Annotated in this window: 18 protein-coding genes and 2 pseudogenes; 11 read left to right on the top strand and 9 right to left on the bottom strand. The window is 56.8% G+C overall.

From position 1 onward, the window contains the following. Both F591_RS32215 and F591_RS0104030 read left to right on the top strand, forming a co-directional pair. The coding region (locus F591_RS32215) for a hypothetical protein (RefSeq protein ID WP_211217557.1) at positions 1 to 248 on the top strand (248 nt) is incomplete at its 5' end. Positions 249 to 314: 66 nt separating this feature from the next. Beyond that, positions 315 to 1,449 (top strand): IS3 family transposase gene (locus F591_RS0104030; RefSeq protein WP_425414341.1). Its coding sequence is split into 2 segments (ribosomal slippage): positions 315 to 580 and positions 579 to 1,449, totalling 1,137 coding nucleotides; the frame shifts between segments, so codons are not numbered across the junction. Between the two features lie 172 nt (positions 1,450 to 1,621). Here the strand turns inward: F591_RS0104030 and F591_RS29985 are convergent. From F591_RS29985 to F591_RS31215, 4 genes and pseudogenes are all read right to left on the bottom strand, one after another. Then, the gene (locus tag F591_RS29985) at positions 1,622 to 1,774 is read right to left on the bottom strand and encodes a hypothetical protein (protein ID WP_211217556.1); all 153 of its coding nucleotides are present in this window, start codon (positions 1,772 to 1,774) and stop codon (positions 1,622 to 1,624) included. After that, a pseudogene (locus F591_RS33505) lies at positions 1,771 to 1,941 on the bottom strand (integrase); the annotation flags it as partial. The pseudogene F591_RS33505 and the gene F591_RS29985, both read right to left, overlap by 4 nt. Before the next feature lie 88 nt (positions 1,942 to 2,029). Further along, positions 2,030 to 2,365: a helix-turn-helix domain-containing protein gene (locus F591_RS0104020; protein ID WP_026326362.1), complete on the bottom strand. Its 336-nt coding sequence runs from the start codon at positions 2,363 to 2,365 to the stop codon at positions 2,030 to 2,032. Positions 2,366 to 2,579: 214 nt separating this feature from the next. Then, a pseudogene (locus F591_RS31215) lies at positions 2,580 to 2,693 on the bottom strand (IS110 family transposase); the annotation flags it as partial. 688 nt (positions 2,694 to 3,381) lie between these two features. Between F591_RS31215 and F591_RS27340 the strand changes: the two are divergent. From F591_RS27340 to F591_RS31210, 4 genes are all read left to right on the top strand, one after another. Continuing rightward, positions 3,382 to 3,876, top strand: a complete 495-nt coding sequence (locus F591_RS27340; RefSeq protein WP_019533300.1) for a helix-turn-helix domain-containing protein — start codon at positions 3,382 to 3,384, stop codon at positions 3,874 to 3,876. 116 nt (positions 3,877 to 3,992) lie between these two features. Beyond that, the gene (locus F591_RS27335) at positions 3,993 to 4,145 is read left to right on the top strand and encodes a hypothetical protein (protein WP_156829442.1); all 153 of its coding nucleotides are present in this window, start codon (positions 3,993 to 3,995) and stop codon (positions 4,143 to 4,145) included. 149 nt (positions 4,146 to 4,294) lie between these two features. Continuing rightward, complete coding sequence (locus F591_RS0104005; RefSeq protein ID WP_019533298.1) at positions 4,295 to 4,690, top strand: acyl-CoA thioesterase; 396 nt, start codon at positions 4,295 to 4,297, stop codon at positions 4,688 to 4,690. Between the two features lie 21 nt (positions 4,691 to 4,711). Beyond that, a complete protein-coding gene (locus F591_RS31210; protein WP_156829441.1) occupies positions 4,712 to 4,879 on the top strand; it encodes a hypothetical protein in 168 nt (55 codons plus the stop codon). 64 nt (positions 4,880 to 4,943) lie between these two features. On the opposite strand, the gene cdaS is transcribed toward F591_RS31210, so the two are convergent. From cdaS to F591_RS0103985, 3 genes are all read right to left on the bottom strand, one after another. Next, positions 4,944 to 5,552 carry a sporulation-specific diadenylate cyclase CdaS gene (cdaS, locus tag F591_RS0103995; RefSeq protein ID WP_019533296.1) on the bottom strand — a complete coding sequence of 203 codons (609 nt, stop codon included), beginning with the start codon at positions 5,550 to 5,552 and terminating at the stop codon, positions 4,944 to 4,946. A 374-nt stretch (positions 5,553 to 5,926) separates the two neighbouring features. Continuing rightward, positions 5,927 to 6,907: an aldo/keto reductase gene (locus F591_RS0103990; protein ID WP_019533295.1), complete on the bottom strand. Its 981-nt coding sequence runs from the start codon at positions 6,905 to 6,907 to the stop codon at positions 5,927 to 5,929. Between the two features lie 412 nt (positions 6,908 to 7,319). Further along, the gene (locus tag F591_RS0103985) at positions 7,320 to 7,682 is read right to left on the bottom strand and encodes a c-type cytochrome (RefSeq protein WP_019533294.1); all 363 of its coding nucleotides are present in this window, start codon (positions 7,680 to 7,682) and stop codon (positions 7,320 to 7,322) included. A 181-nt stretch (positions 7,683 to 7,863) separates the two neighbouring features. On the opposite strand from F591_RS0103985, the gene F591_RS0103980 reads away from it, so the two are divergent. From F591_RS0103980 to F591_RS27330, 5 genes are all read left to right on the top strand, one after another. After that, complete coding sequence (locus F591_RS0103980) at positions 7,864 to 8,634, top strand: gluconate 2-dehydrogenase subunit 3 family protein (RefSeq protein WP_019533293.1); 771 nt, start codon at positions 7,864 to 7,866, stop codon at positions 8,632 to 8,634. Positions 8,635 to 8,665: 31 nt separating this feature from the next. Next, positions 8,666 to 10,390 carry a GMC family oxidoreductase gene (locus F591_RS0103975; protein ID WP_019533292.1) on the top strand — a complete coding sequence of 575 codons (1,725 nt, stop codon included), beginning with the start codon at positions 8,666 to 8,668 and terminating at the stop codon, positions 10,388 to 10,390. Positions 10,391 to 10,433: 43 nt separating this feature from the next. Next, the gene (gene tatC / locus F591_RS0103970) at positions 10,434 to 11,162 is read left to right on the top strand and encodes a twin-arginine translocase subunit TatC (protein WP_019533291.1); all 729 of its coding nucleotides are present in this window, start codon (positions 10,434 to 10,436) and stop codon (positions 11,160 to 11,162) included. A 73-nt stretch (positions 11,163 to 11,235) separates the two neighbouring features. Next, the gene (locus tag F591_RS0103965) at positions 11,236 to 11,436 is read left to right on the top strand and encodes a twin-arginine translocase TatA/TatE family subunit (protein ID WP_019533290.1); all 201 of its coding nucleotides are present in this window, start codon (positions 11,236 to 11,238) and stop codon (positions 11,434 to 11,436) included. Between the two features lie 336 nt (positions 11,437 to 11,772). Continuing rightward, a complete protein-coding gene (locus F591_RS27330; protein ID WP_019533289.1) occupies positions 11,773 to 12,891 on the top strand; it encodes a CapA family protein in 1,119 nt (372 codons plus the stop codon). 98 nt (positions 12,892 to 12,989) lie between these two features. Here F591_RS27330 and F591_RS27325 read toward each other — a convergent pair whose 3' ends face one another. Continuing rightward, positions 12,990 to 13,772, bottom strand: coding sequence for a DNA-3-methyladenine glycosylase family protein (locus F591_RS27325; protein ID WP_245580975.1), 783 nt, complete (start codon positions 13,770 to 13,772; stop codon positions 12,990 to 12,992). Next, positions 13,732 to 14,301, bottom strand: coding sequence for a methylated-DNA--[protein]-cysteine S-methyltransferase (locus F591_RS0103950; protein WP_019533288.1), 570 nt, complete (start codon positions 14,299 to 14,301; stop codon positions 13,732 to 13,734). Before F591_RS0103950 ends, F591_RS27325 begins: the two co-directional genes overlap by 41 nt. Positions 14,302 to 15,431 lie beyond the last annotated feature (1,130 nt).

The raw sequence follows: 15,431 nt of genomic DNA, 5'->3' as shown, positions 1-15,431 counted from the left end.
ATCGCTATGGTCTACGTATTGGCAGGAAAGCTGAACTTCGCCTTGAAATAAGAAAAGAATTGGCAACAGCATGGAGCCACGCATCGCTCGCACCTGAACCAATTCCCTTGTCCAGCACCAGTATGCCCATTTGTAGTCTTGTTTATGCTGCAACAGATGGTGGACGTGGAGCGAAGCATCTATACCAATTCCCTTGTCCGATTTTCAAAGGTTTTCTGGAAATTCGTAGAGCTAATTTTGGCTGGTAGCATCGCTAGTGGCGAAGAGCCCGAAAACTAGACAGCAAAAAAGGAGTTTCTTAGTTGATGACAACCATGCGCAGAAAGTTTTCACCGGAAGAAAAAGCGCAAATCGTGCTGGAAATTCTGAAGGAGGAAAAGTCGATTTCACAGCTTGCTTCCGAGCATGGAATTCACCCGAATGTCCTCCACCGGTGGAAAACGGAAGCTGTTCAGAATCTCCATCAGCTGTTTGTGGATGACCGTAAGGGCATCACCAAAATGAAAAATGAATACGAACAGAAGATCAATGACCTCTACGCCGAAGTCGGAAAACTGACCACTCAACTCGCGTGGATCAAAAAAAAATCTGGCCTCTGAATGGACGCGAGAGGAGCGGCTAGCCTTGCTGGAATGGGAACATTCCGAACTGCCCATCACCACACAGGCCGACATCTTGAGCCTGAATCGCTCCAGTCTGTATTACAAGCCGGTCCCTCCCTCCCCGGAGGAAATTCGCCTCAAGCACCGGATTGACGAGATTTACACGCAGTATCCGTTCCTGGGCTCCCGACGGATCGCGGCCATCTTAAACACGGAAGGAGAGCGTATCCACCGCAATACCGTTCAAAAATACATGCAGGAGATGGGACTCGCTGCGATCTATCCCGGTCCCAATCTCAGCAAACGAAATCTCGAGCACCGGATTTATCCGTATTTGCTCCGCGGCGTCACCATTGGCCGTCCCAATCAGGTATGGGGCATCGATATTACGTATATCCGCATGCGACACGGGTGGATGTATCTGGTCGCGATCCTGGACTGGTACTCACGTTACGTGATCGACTGGCAGCTCGATCAAAGTCTGGAAATCGGCTTCGTCATCGATACCGTAAAACGTGCGCTGCATGTGAACAAACCGGAAATCATCAACAGTGACCAGGGCAGCCATTTTACGAGTCCACAGTACATTGAACTGCTCAAAGACCAAAACATCCGCATCAGCATGGATGGCAAGGGACGGGCTGTGGACAATATCTTCACCGAACGTTTTTGGCGCAGCTTGAAGTACGAAGAAGTCTATTTGCATGACTATGCGAGCCCAAAAGAAACACGCAAAGGAGTGAACCGCTACATCGAGTTTTATAACCACTATCGACCGCATCAGTCCTTGCAATATCGAACGCCGGCTTCGGTGTACAAAGGGAACAAAGAACTTATTCACAGGTGAATACTCCCGCGCCTTCGCTTGGGCTACGTCCACCACCTGTGGACAAATCATCATTGCCAATTATTTCTAAATTTGGTTTTCAGAAAATCCATCGAACAACAGAGAGAAATTGCTATGTGAAAGATTTCACCCCTTAAAATCAATTAAAAATCTGTCTTGACATCGTGTGCCACTATATGCCGCTGCCGACTTCGCCGGTCAGCACACCGAGCTGACGCTGTGCCACGGCTACGTTCAGCCGAGCAAACGCTTCTTCATGACCGCGAAACGTAAAGCAAGCCACCGTATCCAGCATGCACGTAAAGGGTCGAGTCGTTGCGCTCACCGCTTCTCACCTCCCATGGTGGCGCGCGCATAGCAGATTTCTTGTTCCTTCCACTGTGCTTTTCGTTTCTGTTCCGCCAAATCGAGAAAGGAGAGCTGCTCGTCCGCTTCTTCTGCTGGCGCGACCTCGTCGGCGGGAACCCGGCGGTCGCGGTACCGCCGAACCTCCTCATGATTGTCGTCTCAACTCCCTATTACATACGACAACCAACCGCCTCTTCCCTCCGCCAACATACATAACAAAAAATCGCCTGCCTCACGTCAAATTACGTGAGCGGCGACAGCCGGGCTGAATTCGCCCTTCCCATTCCATGATCTGAATGATCTGGGCGACGCTCCGACTCGGCACGTCACGGCGCAACAAGATCGCCTGGTCCACAATGTCCGGCCGAATAGCGGGAGTCAAGAGGTGCTTCTCTTTCCCCTTGGGCTTTAATCCGTCGAATCCTTCCCGGCGGTACGCCGACAAATACCGTCGCAACGTCCGCTCCGACAAGCCCGTCTGTTCGCAGATCTTCGCTTTGATTTCTCTTGCTTTGGCCGGGTCCAATCCTTCCTCCATGAGCGGAGAGAGAAGCTGAATCCGCTCCACAGCGAAACCGTCAACGCTCGGACAGGCAATCCCGTCAGCTTTTGGGCATTATCTTTTCTGTGAAAGTCTAAGTTGCGCGTAGTAGCAACAGGATGCCCGGCACATCAAGTTTGTGTCCTTGATGTATAAACGAAGCAATGGCAGGCGATCCTGTTAAGCTACGGGTTCCGTGCGGACAGGTCCGCCTTCAATATAAGGGGTCTTTGTCTTCAACATCAGCGGTTAAGTTTCCGACCCGTTTCTTCCGCAAACGAGTCAAGTCGCGGAGTTCCCGAAGATCTTCGGAAGGCACGAAACTTTTCTCGATCAAGCCAACTCGCAGTGCTTTGACCCCTAAAATCTGTAGGCACCACACGAAGTTATCCACAATCGCTGAAAACCTTGTTCTGACTGGGTTCGCAGCGATTTGTGTATATACAGACTGTCGAAGCCGGGGAAAACTCTAAACAAATATGATTTAGAGAAAATAGATTTTGCTAAGAGTAGAGTAAAGGTGTAATTATTGTAAATTCATTAGAAGAATTAGGGAGAGTGCTTAAGTAATGGGGACATCAGCCTTTTTTTAGTCCAAGCAAATAGCAAAATTGAATTAACCAAACTTATTGAAGATATTAAAGACATTTGTAGGCTCAAACCCGAAATCGGTGCTTGACGACAACACAATCGCATCAAAGCCTATCAACGCCGCCATGACTTCACCCGTAACCGTAGTCGCTACATAGCAAGCATTCTCATTGAATGCAACCGCCATCGTTTGCTGGACTGGCTGTCAAGCACTGATTTTTAGATTGAGCCGAAAAAATATCAAGTAAACCATTTAATAATGAATGGTGCTATAAGAATGCTATTGATTTGTAAGGTAAGCGTAAAAGAGTCCCCACCTAGGAAAACGGCGGGGACTCTATAATGCTACATAGAAACTAGTGCTAGAATTCGCAAATACTTCAACGAAATAGGATAATCTTGCTAAAGAATGTGGTACACTTAATGAACTAAGATTCGTTAGGGTGATCACTATGGCAAGAGGACGAAAGGCGAGCCCAATCTTCGTTAGCGAAAATCAAGGTAAAGTGCTGGAACAATTGATTCGGCGACGGAGCACTCCGCAGTCTCTGGGCAAACGAGCGCGTCTTGTGCTGGAGTCCGTTCGCAGACTGACCAACACGGCCATCAGTCAACTGCTCCCGATGGATCGTTCTCGTGTAGTCCATTGGCGAGGTCGTTGGATCAAGCATTTCCCCGAACTGTGCCGATTCGAACAAGAACATCCGGAAGAACTGGAAGCCGCCATCGTACAAACCCTTAGCGACCTGCCCCGTCCGGGGACGCCGCCGACCTTCACCGAGCAGCAAGTGCTGCAGATCGTGGCCATTGCTTGTGAAGATCCGGCGGCCAGTGGACGTCCGATCAGTCACTGGACTCCGCGAGAAGTGCGGGATGAAGCGATCAAGCGCGGGATCGTCACCTCCATTTCGATCAGTCAGGTCCGCATCGCTGCAAAGGCTGGCTGAATGCCAAGCCACAGGACCAGGCTCTCTTCGCCGAGAAAACGCAAGAGATCAGCCATCTGTATCGGATGGCTCCGCTTCTGCATTCGCTCGGTGTTCACCTTGTCTCGCTGGATGAGATGACGGGTGTTCAAGCGCTGGAACGGCTCCATCCGACCTTGCCGATGAAGCCCGGGCGGCGCGGTCATAAGAACGGCTTGCCGCGAAGCTGTCCATGGTTGGCGGAGATGGTCGCCGGCGTATCGTTCGCGGCGGATGTCAGGCGCAAGTAAAGCGAGTGCACTGCTCCGTGTCGGCTTCGCAAGAAGCGGAGGCCCGCACGGCGCCAAATCATTGCCATTCCGCGGTCCGGCTGCCGGTTCGTAGCGCACGTGCACGGGATACGTTCTATGAACACAATATACAAAGGAGAAGTCCGAGAATGGAAGTCAAGCTGGAGATTATCGTGCGATCCACGGAGATCGACGTCAACGGCCATGTCAACAATGCCAAGTATTTGGAGTATCTGGAGTGGGGCCGCGAGGAGTGGTACGAGACGGCAGGATTGCCTTATGATGCATTCACTCAAATGGGCGTCCAAACCGTCACAGTCAACATCAACATCAATTACCGCAAAGAGTGCCGGCAAGGGGATAGGCTGACGATCGTCACCCATCCTGGGCGGATCGGCAGATCAAGCTACGTGCTGAAACAGCAGATCGTGAACGAGCGCGGAGAGCTGTGCGCCGATGCGGAAGTTACGAGCGTGGCGCTGGACATCGAGACCCGCAAAAGCCGCGAGGTTCCACAGGCGCTGCGGCGTTGGTTCGAGCCATAGGGGAAGCGGTTTCAAAACTTTTTGTTGACAATGTGCGAGTATAGTCTGGTCAAAGTGTTCAAGCAGCTTGCCGATATTCCCGCTTCCAGCGATCGGATGAACCGGGAATGGATGAGCCACGGCGGGTTCAACGATACTCAAAGAGCTGGCGATGAGAAAAGCGGAAGAATCGCCGACCAGACTCACTGAACGACGAATCGTCTGCGCGAGCGTTCCACATTTTAAGGCAATGCGAACATAAGGTAATGCGAACTTAAGGCAATGCGGAGAACGCATAAATTTTGCCGCCAATGCAGAATGACGACCGCCCGGTTTCCTCCGATACGACGATGACGAGAGCGTCGGTGATTTCGCTCAGGCCGATGGCGGCGCGGTGTCTGGTGCCGAGCTTTTGATCGGTAACGAGACGGGAGAGCGGCAGCACATTGGAGGCCGAGACGATTTGGTCGCCGCGGATGAGCACGGCTCCGTCGTGCAGAGGACTTCCCGGCACGAAGATCGATTCCAGCAAATGGGGCGTCAAAGCGGCATCGACAGGGATGCCCGGCGTGATGACGCGATCCAGCGGCTGCTTGCGTTCGACCGCAATCAGCGCCCCGTGACGCCGCTCAGCCAAGTGGCGAACCGCAAAGGAGATTTCCGTATATTTGCTTGTATACGAAGAAAGGTAGCATTTCAAGTAGAACGCGGCAGCCAGCGATTGAATGAGGTGGAGCTCGTCCGTAATTTCCTCAAAATCGTGCAGCAGACAACGCGTTTCCAGATCCAGCCCTGCGGACGTTTTCGCCATTTTTCCGATCAAGCCTTGAAGCCGCTCCTTCAGCTCCAGCTTGAGCGGCGAGAAATCGCAATCGGTGTCCATCGCGTCGCTTCCCCCCTCAATCGATATTCGTTCCGCCTTATTGTGGCCTGCTCCGCCGGGGCATATTCTGGATAAACGCCTCCCTGGCGTCCGTAACCCGTAAGCTCGTAAGCTCGTAAGCCCGTTAAGCCCGGCAAGCTTAAGCGCACATGTAAGGTATCGCGAACGACGCGGGAACTACGGCTCGCCAGCACGTTCTTGCCCGAGCAGCGGCCTTGGGGAGCGATTGAACGCGCTGAAGCGGAGAAGACGAGCAGGGAATGGCGGCGGCTTGCGGCTGGCTTCGCCAAAATGGAGAAAGGGCCGAAATGCGGCTGGAGTTTCCTCTTCTGCAAGAGATCTCCGGCCGATGTCGACCCTTTCGCTGCTGCCGGTTACCAGGCGTAAGCTTTCGGCGCTTCTCCGCCCGGCCCCGGGAAAATTTCGTCCAACCGCTTCAGCACTGGTTCGTCCAGCACGATATCGACAACCCGCAGCGTGCTCTGCAGCTGCTCCAGCGTGCGCGGGCCGATGATCGGCGCGGTCATGGCCGGATGCGTCAGCGTCCAGGCCAATGCGACGTTCGCCTCGCTTTCGCCGAGCTCCTTGCAAAGCTGGCTGAACGCTTCCAGCTGGCTGCGCCGCTGCTCAGCCCTCGCCTGATTGCGGGCGCTTCGCGAGCCTTGCGCCGGGGTCAGCGCATTGCCTCCCAGCAGGCCGCCGTCGAGCGGGCTCCAGGCGATCACGCCAATGCCGTGCTCTTCTGCAGCGGGCAGCACCTCCAGCTCGGGCCAGCGGCACAGCAGGCTGTATTTGTGCTGCTCGGAGACGAGCCCCATGAAATGGCGCGCCTTCGCCTCGTATTGCGCCTTGACCAGATCCCGGCCGGCAAAATTGCTGGCGCCGACGTACCCGATTTTCCCTTGATATACTTGCACCTGAAACGCTTCCCAAATCTCGTCCCACGACACGTTGCGATCGATGTGGTGCATCTGGTACAGCTCGATATGATCGGTTTGAAGTCGCCGCAGCGACGCTTCCAGGTGCCGGCGAATTTTGAACGCCGACAGCCCCCGCGGAGCGTTGGGACCGTCGTGCGGGTCCTCCATATCCCCGTACACCTTCGTAGCCAGAACGACCTTCTCCCGCCGTCCGCCGCCCTGCGCGAACCAGCGGCCGATAATTTCCTCCGTCTTGCCGCGCGAGCCGACGCCGCCGTAGACGTTAGCCGTATCGAAAAAGTTGATGCCCGCATCGAGCGCCGCGTCCATGATCCGATACGCTTCCCGTTCGTCCGTATCGACGCCGAAGTTCATCGTCCCCAAGCAAAGCCGGCTCACCTTCAAACCGGATCTTCCCAATGCTGCGTACTGCATGACAACGCCTCCTTGTTGTCGCCTGCCCGGCAACCGGTATTCGTTCACACGATTATCATACCGTTCTTTTGCAAAAAGAGTAAATCTGCTTACTTTGGCTATTTTTGGTTACCTTCAGGTAAGCATGAACCTGCCGAAGCATTCGCTCGCCGTCCGTGTCCGGCGCGAAATGGTGCGGGCGCTCGTGCGTCAGCGGTGCAAGTTTTATCCGCTTCGCGATAGACGTTGTATCCCGTAACATCTCGGCAGCGCTGTATCCGTTGGATCAAAAGGGAGGGGGATGAACGGGCGGCTTCACGAATCATTAATCATTCCGGAAAAATCATCCCGGAAAAAAACCTCAGGCATCCCCGCCGCGGCGGCAGCATGCCTGAGGTTCTTTTCCACAATTTCCGGTCTCGGCCGGTATCATTTACTTTTTGGCGGCGAGCCAGTCGGCCAGGCCGGCGATCTCATCGGCGCTCAGCCGGTCTTTGAAGCCAGGCATGGCGCCGCGGCCGTTGTTGATAATATCGGATAATTGATCCGCGGAATATTTGCTGCCGACCGCCGATAGCGCCGGACCGACGCCGCCCTCCAGGTTGCCGCCGTGACAGCTCAGGCAGTTCGACTTGTACAACGATTCGGCGTTGACCGTAGCTCCGCCGCCCGCTCCCGCGCCGGCGTTGTTGTCTGCGCCCGTATCGGCCGGCGGATTGTTGTTGGTGCCGCCTCCGCCGCAAGCCGACAGCGAGAAAGCAAGCAGCAAAGCAATACCTATCAATGTCTTTTTCATCGAAAACGCTCCTTCAAAACAGATTTAGGCAGGCATTGATGAGCATAGCGTTTCCCGGACTGCCCGATTTCATGCGCTTAGTGCGCTGGCCGATTTTCTGCCCCAAGATGTATTCGCCTGCCCGTATAAATTGGAAAACGGCGGATTAAGCTAATGGAAACATACCCAAGGAGGAACAGTTATGGCAGAAAGGCAATCCGAACAGCCGCAAAGCGATTCCCGCCGCCGCTTTCTGAAATATTCCGGGGCGGCGATCGGCGGCGCGGTCGTCGGCGGGGTCATTGGCGGAGCGATTGCGAACACTTACCGCAAGTCGCCGGCCCCCGCGGAACCTGACAATCCGGCCAAGCAGCCGCCAGCGGCCGATTTCAATCAGGCGCCGATGTTTTTCACCCAGAGCCAGCTGCAGCTGACGGAAGCCGCGGCCGAACGGATCTTCCCGAAGGACGAGCTCGGTCCGGGCGCTGCGGAGCTGGGCGTCGCCTTCTATATCGACCATCAGCTTGCCGGCCGGTGGGGCCACAATGTGCGGGAGTACCGCATGGGGCCGTTCCAGGCAGGGGAGACGACGCAGGGGCAGCATCAGAGCATCCCGCGCCACGAAGTGTTCACCATGGGACTGCAGGCGATAGAGGATGCCAGCAAGAGCAAATACAATAAATCGTTCACCCAGCTCCCCGACGAGGAGAAGGATGCGATCCTGACCTCTCTCCAGAAAGGGGAGATCGCGGTCGTGAGCGGAGTGACCGGACAAGCGTTCTTCAATCTGCTGCGCACGATGACGCTCGAAGGCGTGTACAGCGATCCGATGTACGGCGGCAACAAAAACATGCAGGGATGGAAGATGCGCAACTATCCAGGCAATCAGATGACGTACACCGCCATTATGGAGAAGGAAGAGTTTGTCAAGATGGAACCGCGCAGCTTGCACGATCATTTCGGATCGCACTAGCTTTTGATGACGAGAAACGGAGGATGCTGATATGGCTACGAAACTGCCCAGCGTGCCAGTGGTCATTGTCGGAATGGGCTGGCTTGGAGGCATCATCGCCGCCGAGCTGACGAAGCAGGGCGTCAAGGTGGTCGGGCTCGAGCGAGGCAAGCCGCGCAGCACGCAGGATTATTATATGGTTCACGATGAGCTTCGCTACGCGCAGCGCTACGATTTGATGCAGGACTTGTCCAAAGAGACAGTCACGTTCCGCAACAACGAGAAAATGACCGCGCTGCCGATGCGCGAGTACGGCTCGTTCCTGATGGGCGAAGGGCTCGGCGGAGCAGGTATTCACTGGAACGGACAGACGTACCGTTTTTTGCCTTACGACTTCGAGATCTACAGCAAAACCGTGGAGCGGTATGGGAAAAACAAAATTCCCGAAGGGATGACCCTGCAGGACTGGGGCATTACATACGATGAGCTGGAGCCGTACTTTGACAAATTCGAGAAAATGGCCGGCATCTCCGGCGGGGAAGAGCCGGAGGGGCTGGTCGGCAAGCGGTCGAGCCCCTATCCGACCAAGCCGATGTTGAAGACGCCGGCGCTGAAGCTGTTCGAGGAAGCGTGCAAGAAGCTGGGGTACAAGCCGTATATGATGCCGTCGGCCAACTTGTCGGAGCAGTACACGAACCCGGACGGCATTACGCGGGCAGGCTGCCAATATTGCGGCTTCTGTGAGCGGTTCGGCTGCGAATACGGAGCCAAGGCCGATCCGGTCGTCACGGTGCTGCCGGTTGCACAAAAGACAGGCAACCTCGACCTGAGAACATACTCCAATGTTACCTCCATTGTGCACGACGGCAAGAAGGCGAGCGGCGTTATCTATGTGAACACGCTGACGGGCGAGGAATTCGAGCAGCCCGCCGACGTGGTCATTTTGGCCGGCTATGTGTTCACCAACGTCAGGCTGCTGCTCGCCTCCAAGCTCGGCAAGCCGTACGATCCGAAGACCGGGCAAGGCGTTATCGGCAAAAACTACGCTTATCAGGTCGGCGGCGCCCGGGCGACCGGATTTTATGAGGACCGGGAATTCAACCTGTACGCCGGGGCAGGCGCGCTCGGCATGGAGATCGCGGAATTCAACGGCGATAATTTCGACCATTCCGACCTGAACTTTTTGCACGGGGCCGGGATTCGGATCTCGCAAACCGGCCTTCGGCCGATAGCGAACAATTCGGTTCCGGAAGGGACGCCTAACTGGGGCAAGGAGTTCAAGCAGGCGTCGATCAAGTACGCCAACCGGGTGCTGACGGTCTCGGCCCAAGGCGCAAGCCTGCCGTGGCGCCAGCATTATATGGATCTCGACCCGACCTATAAGGACATCTACGGAATGCCCCTGCTGCGGATTACGTACGATTTCCTGGATCAGGACAGGGAGCTCGTCAAGTTCATGGGCGCGAAGACGGCCGAGATTATGAAAGAAATGGGGCCGACGACGATCGGCACGAACGACCAGCTCGGCTCGTATAATATCGTTCCGTACCAATCGACGCATAACACGGGAGGAGCGATTATGGGGGCCGATCCGTCGACGTCGGCGGTCAACTCGTATCTTCAAATGTGGGATGCGGAAAATGTATTCGTCGTCGGTGCTTCGGCATTCGCCCACAACAGCGGGTACAACCCGACGGCGACCGTCGGCGCGCTCGCCTACCGGGCGGCCGAAGGCATCGCGAAATATTTGCAGCAAGGCAGCGGACTTGTCGTCTGATTCCTCTTGCTGGCCTTGCTCACGGGAAAGCGGTCGATAGGATATGGAACAGATCGATTGGGTGTATCATTTGACAGAGGTGCGCAAGCGGCTCTTGATCGTGCTCGGATGGTTCAGCGCGGCGATGTGCGCCGGCCTGTTTCTGGCGCCGCGGCTGCTGGCGATACTGAAATCGCAGCCTGCGGCGGAAGGCGTGGAATGGAATGTGTTCTCGTTCACGGACGGGCTGATGATCTATATGAAGTGCGCGCTGCTGTTTGCCGTGCTCCTCACGCTGCCCATTCTGCTGTATCAGCTATGGGCGTTCGTCCGGCCGGGACTTACCGAAGCGGAGGCGAAAGCTGCGCTGCCGTTCGTGCCGGTATCGTTCGCGCTGTTTTTGGCCGGGGCTTCTTTCGGTTATTTCGTCGTGTTCCCGATGATGCTCCGCTTCATGAAGGCGATGAACCGGACGATCGGCGCGGTCGAGACGTACGGGATCGACCGGTATTTCTCTTTCCTGTTCAGCGTCGTCTTTCCGCTGGCGGTCGCCTTCGAGCTCCCGGTCGTGCTGCTGTTTTTGGCCAAAATCGGGCTGCTGACGCCGGAGCGGCTGAAGACGGCGCGCAAATATGCGTATGTCGGTCTGACGATCGTAGGAGCGTGCATTTCGCCGCCGGACCTCATGTCCCATCTGTCGGTCACCATCCCGCTGATCGGATTGTTCGAGATCAGCGTGCTGGTCGCCGGACGCCAGTGGCGCGTCATGCGACAGAGCCCGTCCGGCGGATAGCCGGGGCGAAAAGATACAACCGGCTCGATGACTCGAATCGAAATATTTTTTGGAACCGAGGAGGCATATGACCATGTTCAACAACATTGGCGTTTCCGGGCTGCTGCTTATTCTGGCGATCGCCTTGATCGTCTTCGGCCCTTCCAAGCTGCCGCAACTGGGCCGGGCGTTCGGCGATACGCTGCGCGAATTCCGCAATTCCACCCGCGGCATCGCCGACGATGCCGAGCCGGACGACTCGTCCGCCGGCAACGACATCAAGCGGCTGCTGTAGGCCAGTGGTTTGACAGAGCGAAAAGCATGCCGCGCGAAGCGTTGCCGGAAGCGAGGCGCGGCAGACGCTTGATTTAGGAACCACCAGGAGGAGGACGGCTCGGTCCGCATCCCGCAGGCGCTGCGCCCGTACGTTAACGACAATGGACCGGTTGGCGGTTATGTAGACTATCGTCTGCCGGAGCATCCGGCCTGCTCCAGGCATTGCTCCGCTTGCAAGGCAGCCGCAGCCGCCAGCACTGTCCAATGCTATCCATGTCCCATGCCCCAAAAACAATTCTCTCTTCTTGGCGGCGGAAACGTTGCTTCCTGCATAAGATGGATGTAAAAAGAATGGATGGTGCCTGTGCAGGAAATTCAGCTTGCTGCTGTAGGAGATTTGCTGGTGAAGCGTTACTTGATCGCGGATGCCCGAAAGGAGGACGGCAGCTATTCGTTCGATCCCCTGTTCGCCCCCGTGTCCGACGAGCTGAGGCGGGCCGATTTCACGATCGGCAATCTGGAGACGACCTTTGCCGGGCCGCGCGGCGTGCCGCAGAAGAAATCCGCCGGGCCGCGCTTCACTTGTCCGGATGCGCTGGCGCCGGCCTTGAAGCGGGCCGGCTTCAACATGCTGATTACGGCGAACAATCACTGCATGGATTACGGGGCGAAGGGGCTGCTGCGAACGCTGCGGATATTGGACCGGTGCGGGATCGCCCATGCCGGGACGTATGCGTCGCGCGCCGCGTCGCAGCAGCCTTATATTGCCGCGATTAACGGCATCAAGCTGGGCCTTCTGACGTATACGAAGAACACGAACGGGATTAAGCTGCCGGCGGGGAAACCGTGGCTCGTCAACCGGCTGTCGCTCTCGCGGCTCGTTCGGGACGTGAAGAGGCTGCGGCGGAAGGTCGATGTCGTCATCGCCTATCTTCACTTCGGAAACGAGTACTACTACAAACCGACTGCGACGCAAAAACGGTGCGTGAGGCTGCTCTTCAAGCACGGAGCCGACATCGTGCTGGGCAGCCATCCGCACGTGCTTCAGCCGATCGCCTTCCGCGGCTCCCGGCGGCTGGTCAGCTATTCCTTGGGCAACTTCGTCTCCACCCGCCTCAAAAACAATCCGCATACGCAGGTCGGCGTCATTCTGACGCTGAAAATACGCAAGGACGATGCCGGAAAAATACAGATCGGCGTCCGCTGCATTCCTACCTGCGTCGTGCGGAAAGAGCAGGGCGGCCGTCACGTCACCCAAGTGGTGCCGATCCGCGAAGCGCTGAAGGGCAGCGGGTTGACGCGGGAGGAGCGGAAGCATATGGCGAGGATGCTCGCTCACGCTTCGCGCACGTTGCGAGGCCCGTCAGCCGCCAAGACCCGGCTTCGCCTCAGCGGCCTGGAGGAACCGCCAGAAATAAAAGACGGCGTAAGCCTCCCAGCCGCGGTAAGCCTCGAACAGCCGGCGGATTTCTGACAGTTCCGGCTTCTCCTTGCGGTTCAGCAGCCGCTTCAGCGCATTGTGCAGCCCTGCGTCGCCGATCGGCAAGGCGGATGGGTCGCGCAGGCAGCGCATCAGCACGTAGTGAGCCGACCATGGCCCGATGCCGCGGATCGCCCGCAGCCGCTGCTCCGCTGCTTGAAAGGCGGATTCGCCCCCGGCTGCGCCGCGGCGAGCAGCTGCTCCTTGGACAATGCGCCGCTTTCCATAAGCCGGGCGATGCCGATCATGTATTCGGCCTTTTTGCCGGTGAACTGCAGCTTCCTCCAATCGGCGACGTCCGTTGCGGCGATCTCCTCCGGGCGGGGAAACAGCCAGTACCGCTTGCCTGCGAAGGTCATGGACCGGCCGAACGTCTCGACGAGCCGCTTTTTCAGCATATAGGCGAACGTCAGGTTAATTTGCTGTCCGATGACCGCCCAGCACAGCGCCTCGAATAAATCGGGAATGCCCGCAAGGCGCAGGCCGAAATGGTCGCGAACCGATCCGCCCAGCAGCGTGTCGCTCTCGGCCATTCGATAGAACGGGGTCATATCTGTATCGAGATCGAGCCATTCCCTGACGTAGCGGACGACGGCATCGCGCCCGGCACGGGAGCGGGGCGGGCTGTCGAGCCAACGAATCGACAGCGCCGCGCCATCCTCGCCCTCGCCGATTTCGACCAGCACCGTCTCTTGCTCGGTTTCAAGCAGCTTGCGGATGCGCCCGTCGATCACCGCATACGTGCATTCGTGGGGCGACCTGGTCAGATAGGCCATCGTCTCGCCGAAGGAGAACGGGCCCGCCGCGGTCAGCTGAACGGTCTCTGCGCGCGATTCAGAACCGGAAGCGGGCATGTCCCGCGGACTTGTATTCACGATATCCCTCCCGCTGCAGCAGCATTTCCTTCGCCGCGAGTCCGCCGCGGAAGCCGGTCAGCGCCGCATTTTTGCCGATGACCCGGTGGCACGGCACGACGATCGGCACAGGGTTCGCCCCGTTGGCCGCGCCGACGGCCCGAACGGCGGCAGGCCTCTCCACTGCGGCAGCAATGTCCGAATAGCTTCGCGTCTCGCCGTACGGAATGCGCACGAGCGTGCGCCAGACGGATACTTGAAAGGGAGTGCCTCTCAGATCGAGGGCCAGCTCGAACTCTGTCCGTTCGCCATCCAAATATTCCCGCAGCTGCAGCAAAGCCGCGGCCATCCGCCGCTCGTCCCGCACGAGGCCGGCATGCGGCGCGTGCTTCGCGGCCCAGGCCTGCAGCGTCTCGAACGATTCGCTCGGCCAGGTGATCCGGCACAGCCCCGCCTCGCTCGCCGCGATGTACAGCGGCCGCTGTCCGAACGCCGGGTGCGTCCATTCATCCCAATATATGACATCGGTTGTTTGTTTCAATTCCCACATTCCCCTTTCCGAACGTTGGCGAAGCCGGCGCCGCGCCTCGCTTTATCCGCAGGTTATCGCATAAGCCCGGACGCGTGCGCCGATCCGGCTGTTCGCCCGGGGCTTTCTCCACATTATAAATCGCTTTCGATCATTTGATAATAGCCTCCTATGACGAGCAATTCCTTACGCCATCGGTCGTCGCCTGCGGTGCCCGAAAATTCAGCTTGTAGATAAAGCCGAATTATCAAGATAGCCGCCTATGACGCCTTGCTCAGCACCATCAGAAGACGAAAACGGGCCGCGGGACCGGGGCTATTTTCAAGATAGCCGCTTATGACGAGCGATTCCTTTCGTCATCGGTCGTCACCTTCGGTGCCCGAAAATTCGCCGGAGGGTTCCGTCCAATTTTTCAAGGTAGACGCCCATGCCGCCGCGCGGCACCATCAGATGGTGAAAATTGGGTCGCGGGCCCTGGGGGCTATTTTCAAGATAGTGAGCAAATGTTGTATTTTGTACAACAAAAACGGGGCAACCCACCCTATTTGCGGCTCAATGTTGTAAAATGTGCAACATTTTGGGCGATGTTTCCGGTTTTTAAGCCAATCCCCACAAAATTGTTGCACAAAATACAACATTCTCCTTCCTCTTGTGCGAAGGGGGCAGAAAAAGTTGTATTTTTTGCAGGATTTGTCGCCTCATGTGCCTGGGTGTGCCCGGGGAGGGGCCGCGCTAACGCGGAGCTCGAACGCTGACGTGGAGCATCTCTTCATGCCCGCTAGTCCAGGGTGCTGTTTTGTCCGGGCTAACGCTAGCCAGAGAGCTTATTTCGCTCGAAACGATCGATTTGGCATTCTAACGCAAGTGAGCAGCCTTACTTCGGCATTTTGGGCTACCCGATTCAGCGTTTTTGACCAAATAGCGCTACTAAGCCTGCGTTACATTTTCCAAAGGCTGCGTTTCAGCAAAATAGCGTTTGTCACTTGCGTTAGAGAGGGGATTGGGACTGGCTGGCTCGCATAAAAAATATTAAAGCTCAACAGAAGCTTCTGGCCGAACTCGAGCGGGTTGTGGAGCAGATGAACCGTCGGGAGCCGCCAACCGTTGATGAATTTATTTCACTGCTGGAAACAATGGAGAAGAGCTGCGAA

This window comes from Paenibacillus ginsengihumi DSM 21568 (assembly GCF_000380965.1).
Taxonomy (GTDB): Bacteria; Bacillota; Bacilli; order Paenibacillales; family NBRC-103111; genus Paenibacillus_G; species Paenibacillus_G ginsengihumi.
Note: the sequence above shows the minus strand (reverse complement) of the source record. Positions and strands in the feature narration are given on the sequence as shown.

Bases quoted from the DNA above. Each gene is read 5' to 3' on its own strand.
- F591_RS27340 (WP_019533300.1), top strand. From the start codon at position 3,382: ATGGCAAGAGGACGAAAGGCGAGCCCAATCTTCGTTAGCGAAAATCAA.
- F591_RS27335 (WP_156829442.1), top strand. From the start codon at position 3,993: ATGACGGGTGTTCAAGCGCTGGAACGGCTCCATCCGACCTTGCCGATG.
- F591_RS0104005 (WP_019533298.1), top strand. From the start codon at position 4,295: ATGGAAGTCAAGCTGGAGATTATCGTGCGATCCACGGAGATCGACGTC.
- cdaS (WP_019533296.1), bottom strand. From the start codon at position 5,552: ATGGACACCGATTGCGATTTCTCGCCGCTCAAGCTGGAGCTGAAGGAG.
- F591_RS0103990 (WP_019533295.1), bottom strand. From the start codon at position 6,907: ATGCAGTACGCAGCATTGGGAAGATCCGGTTTGAAGGTGAGCCGGCTT.
- F591_RS0103985 (WP_019533294.1), bottom strand. From the start codon at position 7,682: ATGAAAAAGACATTGATAGGTATTGCTTTGCTGCTTGCTTTCTCGCTG.
- F591_RS0103980 (WP_019533293.1), top strand. From the start codon at position 7,864: ATGGCAGAAAGGCAATCCGAACAGCCGCAAAGCGATTCCCGCCGCCGC.
- F591_RS0103975 (WP_019533292.1), top strand. From the start codon at position 8,666: ATGGCTACGAAACTGCCCAGCGTGCCAGTGGTCATTGTCGGAATGGGC.
- tatC (WP_019533291.1), top strand. From the start codon at position 10,434: ATGGAACAGATCGATTGGGTGTATCATTTGACAGAGGTGCGCAAGCGG.
- F591_RS0103965 (WP_019533290.1), top strand. From the start codon at position 11,236: ATGTTCAACAACATTGGCGTTTCCGGGCTGCTGCTTATTCTGGCGATC.
- F591_RS27330 (WP_019533289.1), top strand. From the start codon at position 11,773: ATGGTGCCTGTGCAGGAAATTCAGCTTGCTGCTGTAGGAGATTTGCTG.
- F591_RS0103950 (WP_019533288.1), bottom strand. From the start codon at position 14,301: ATGTGGGAATTGAAACAAACAACCGATGTCATATATTGGGATGAATGG.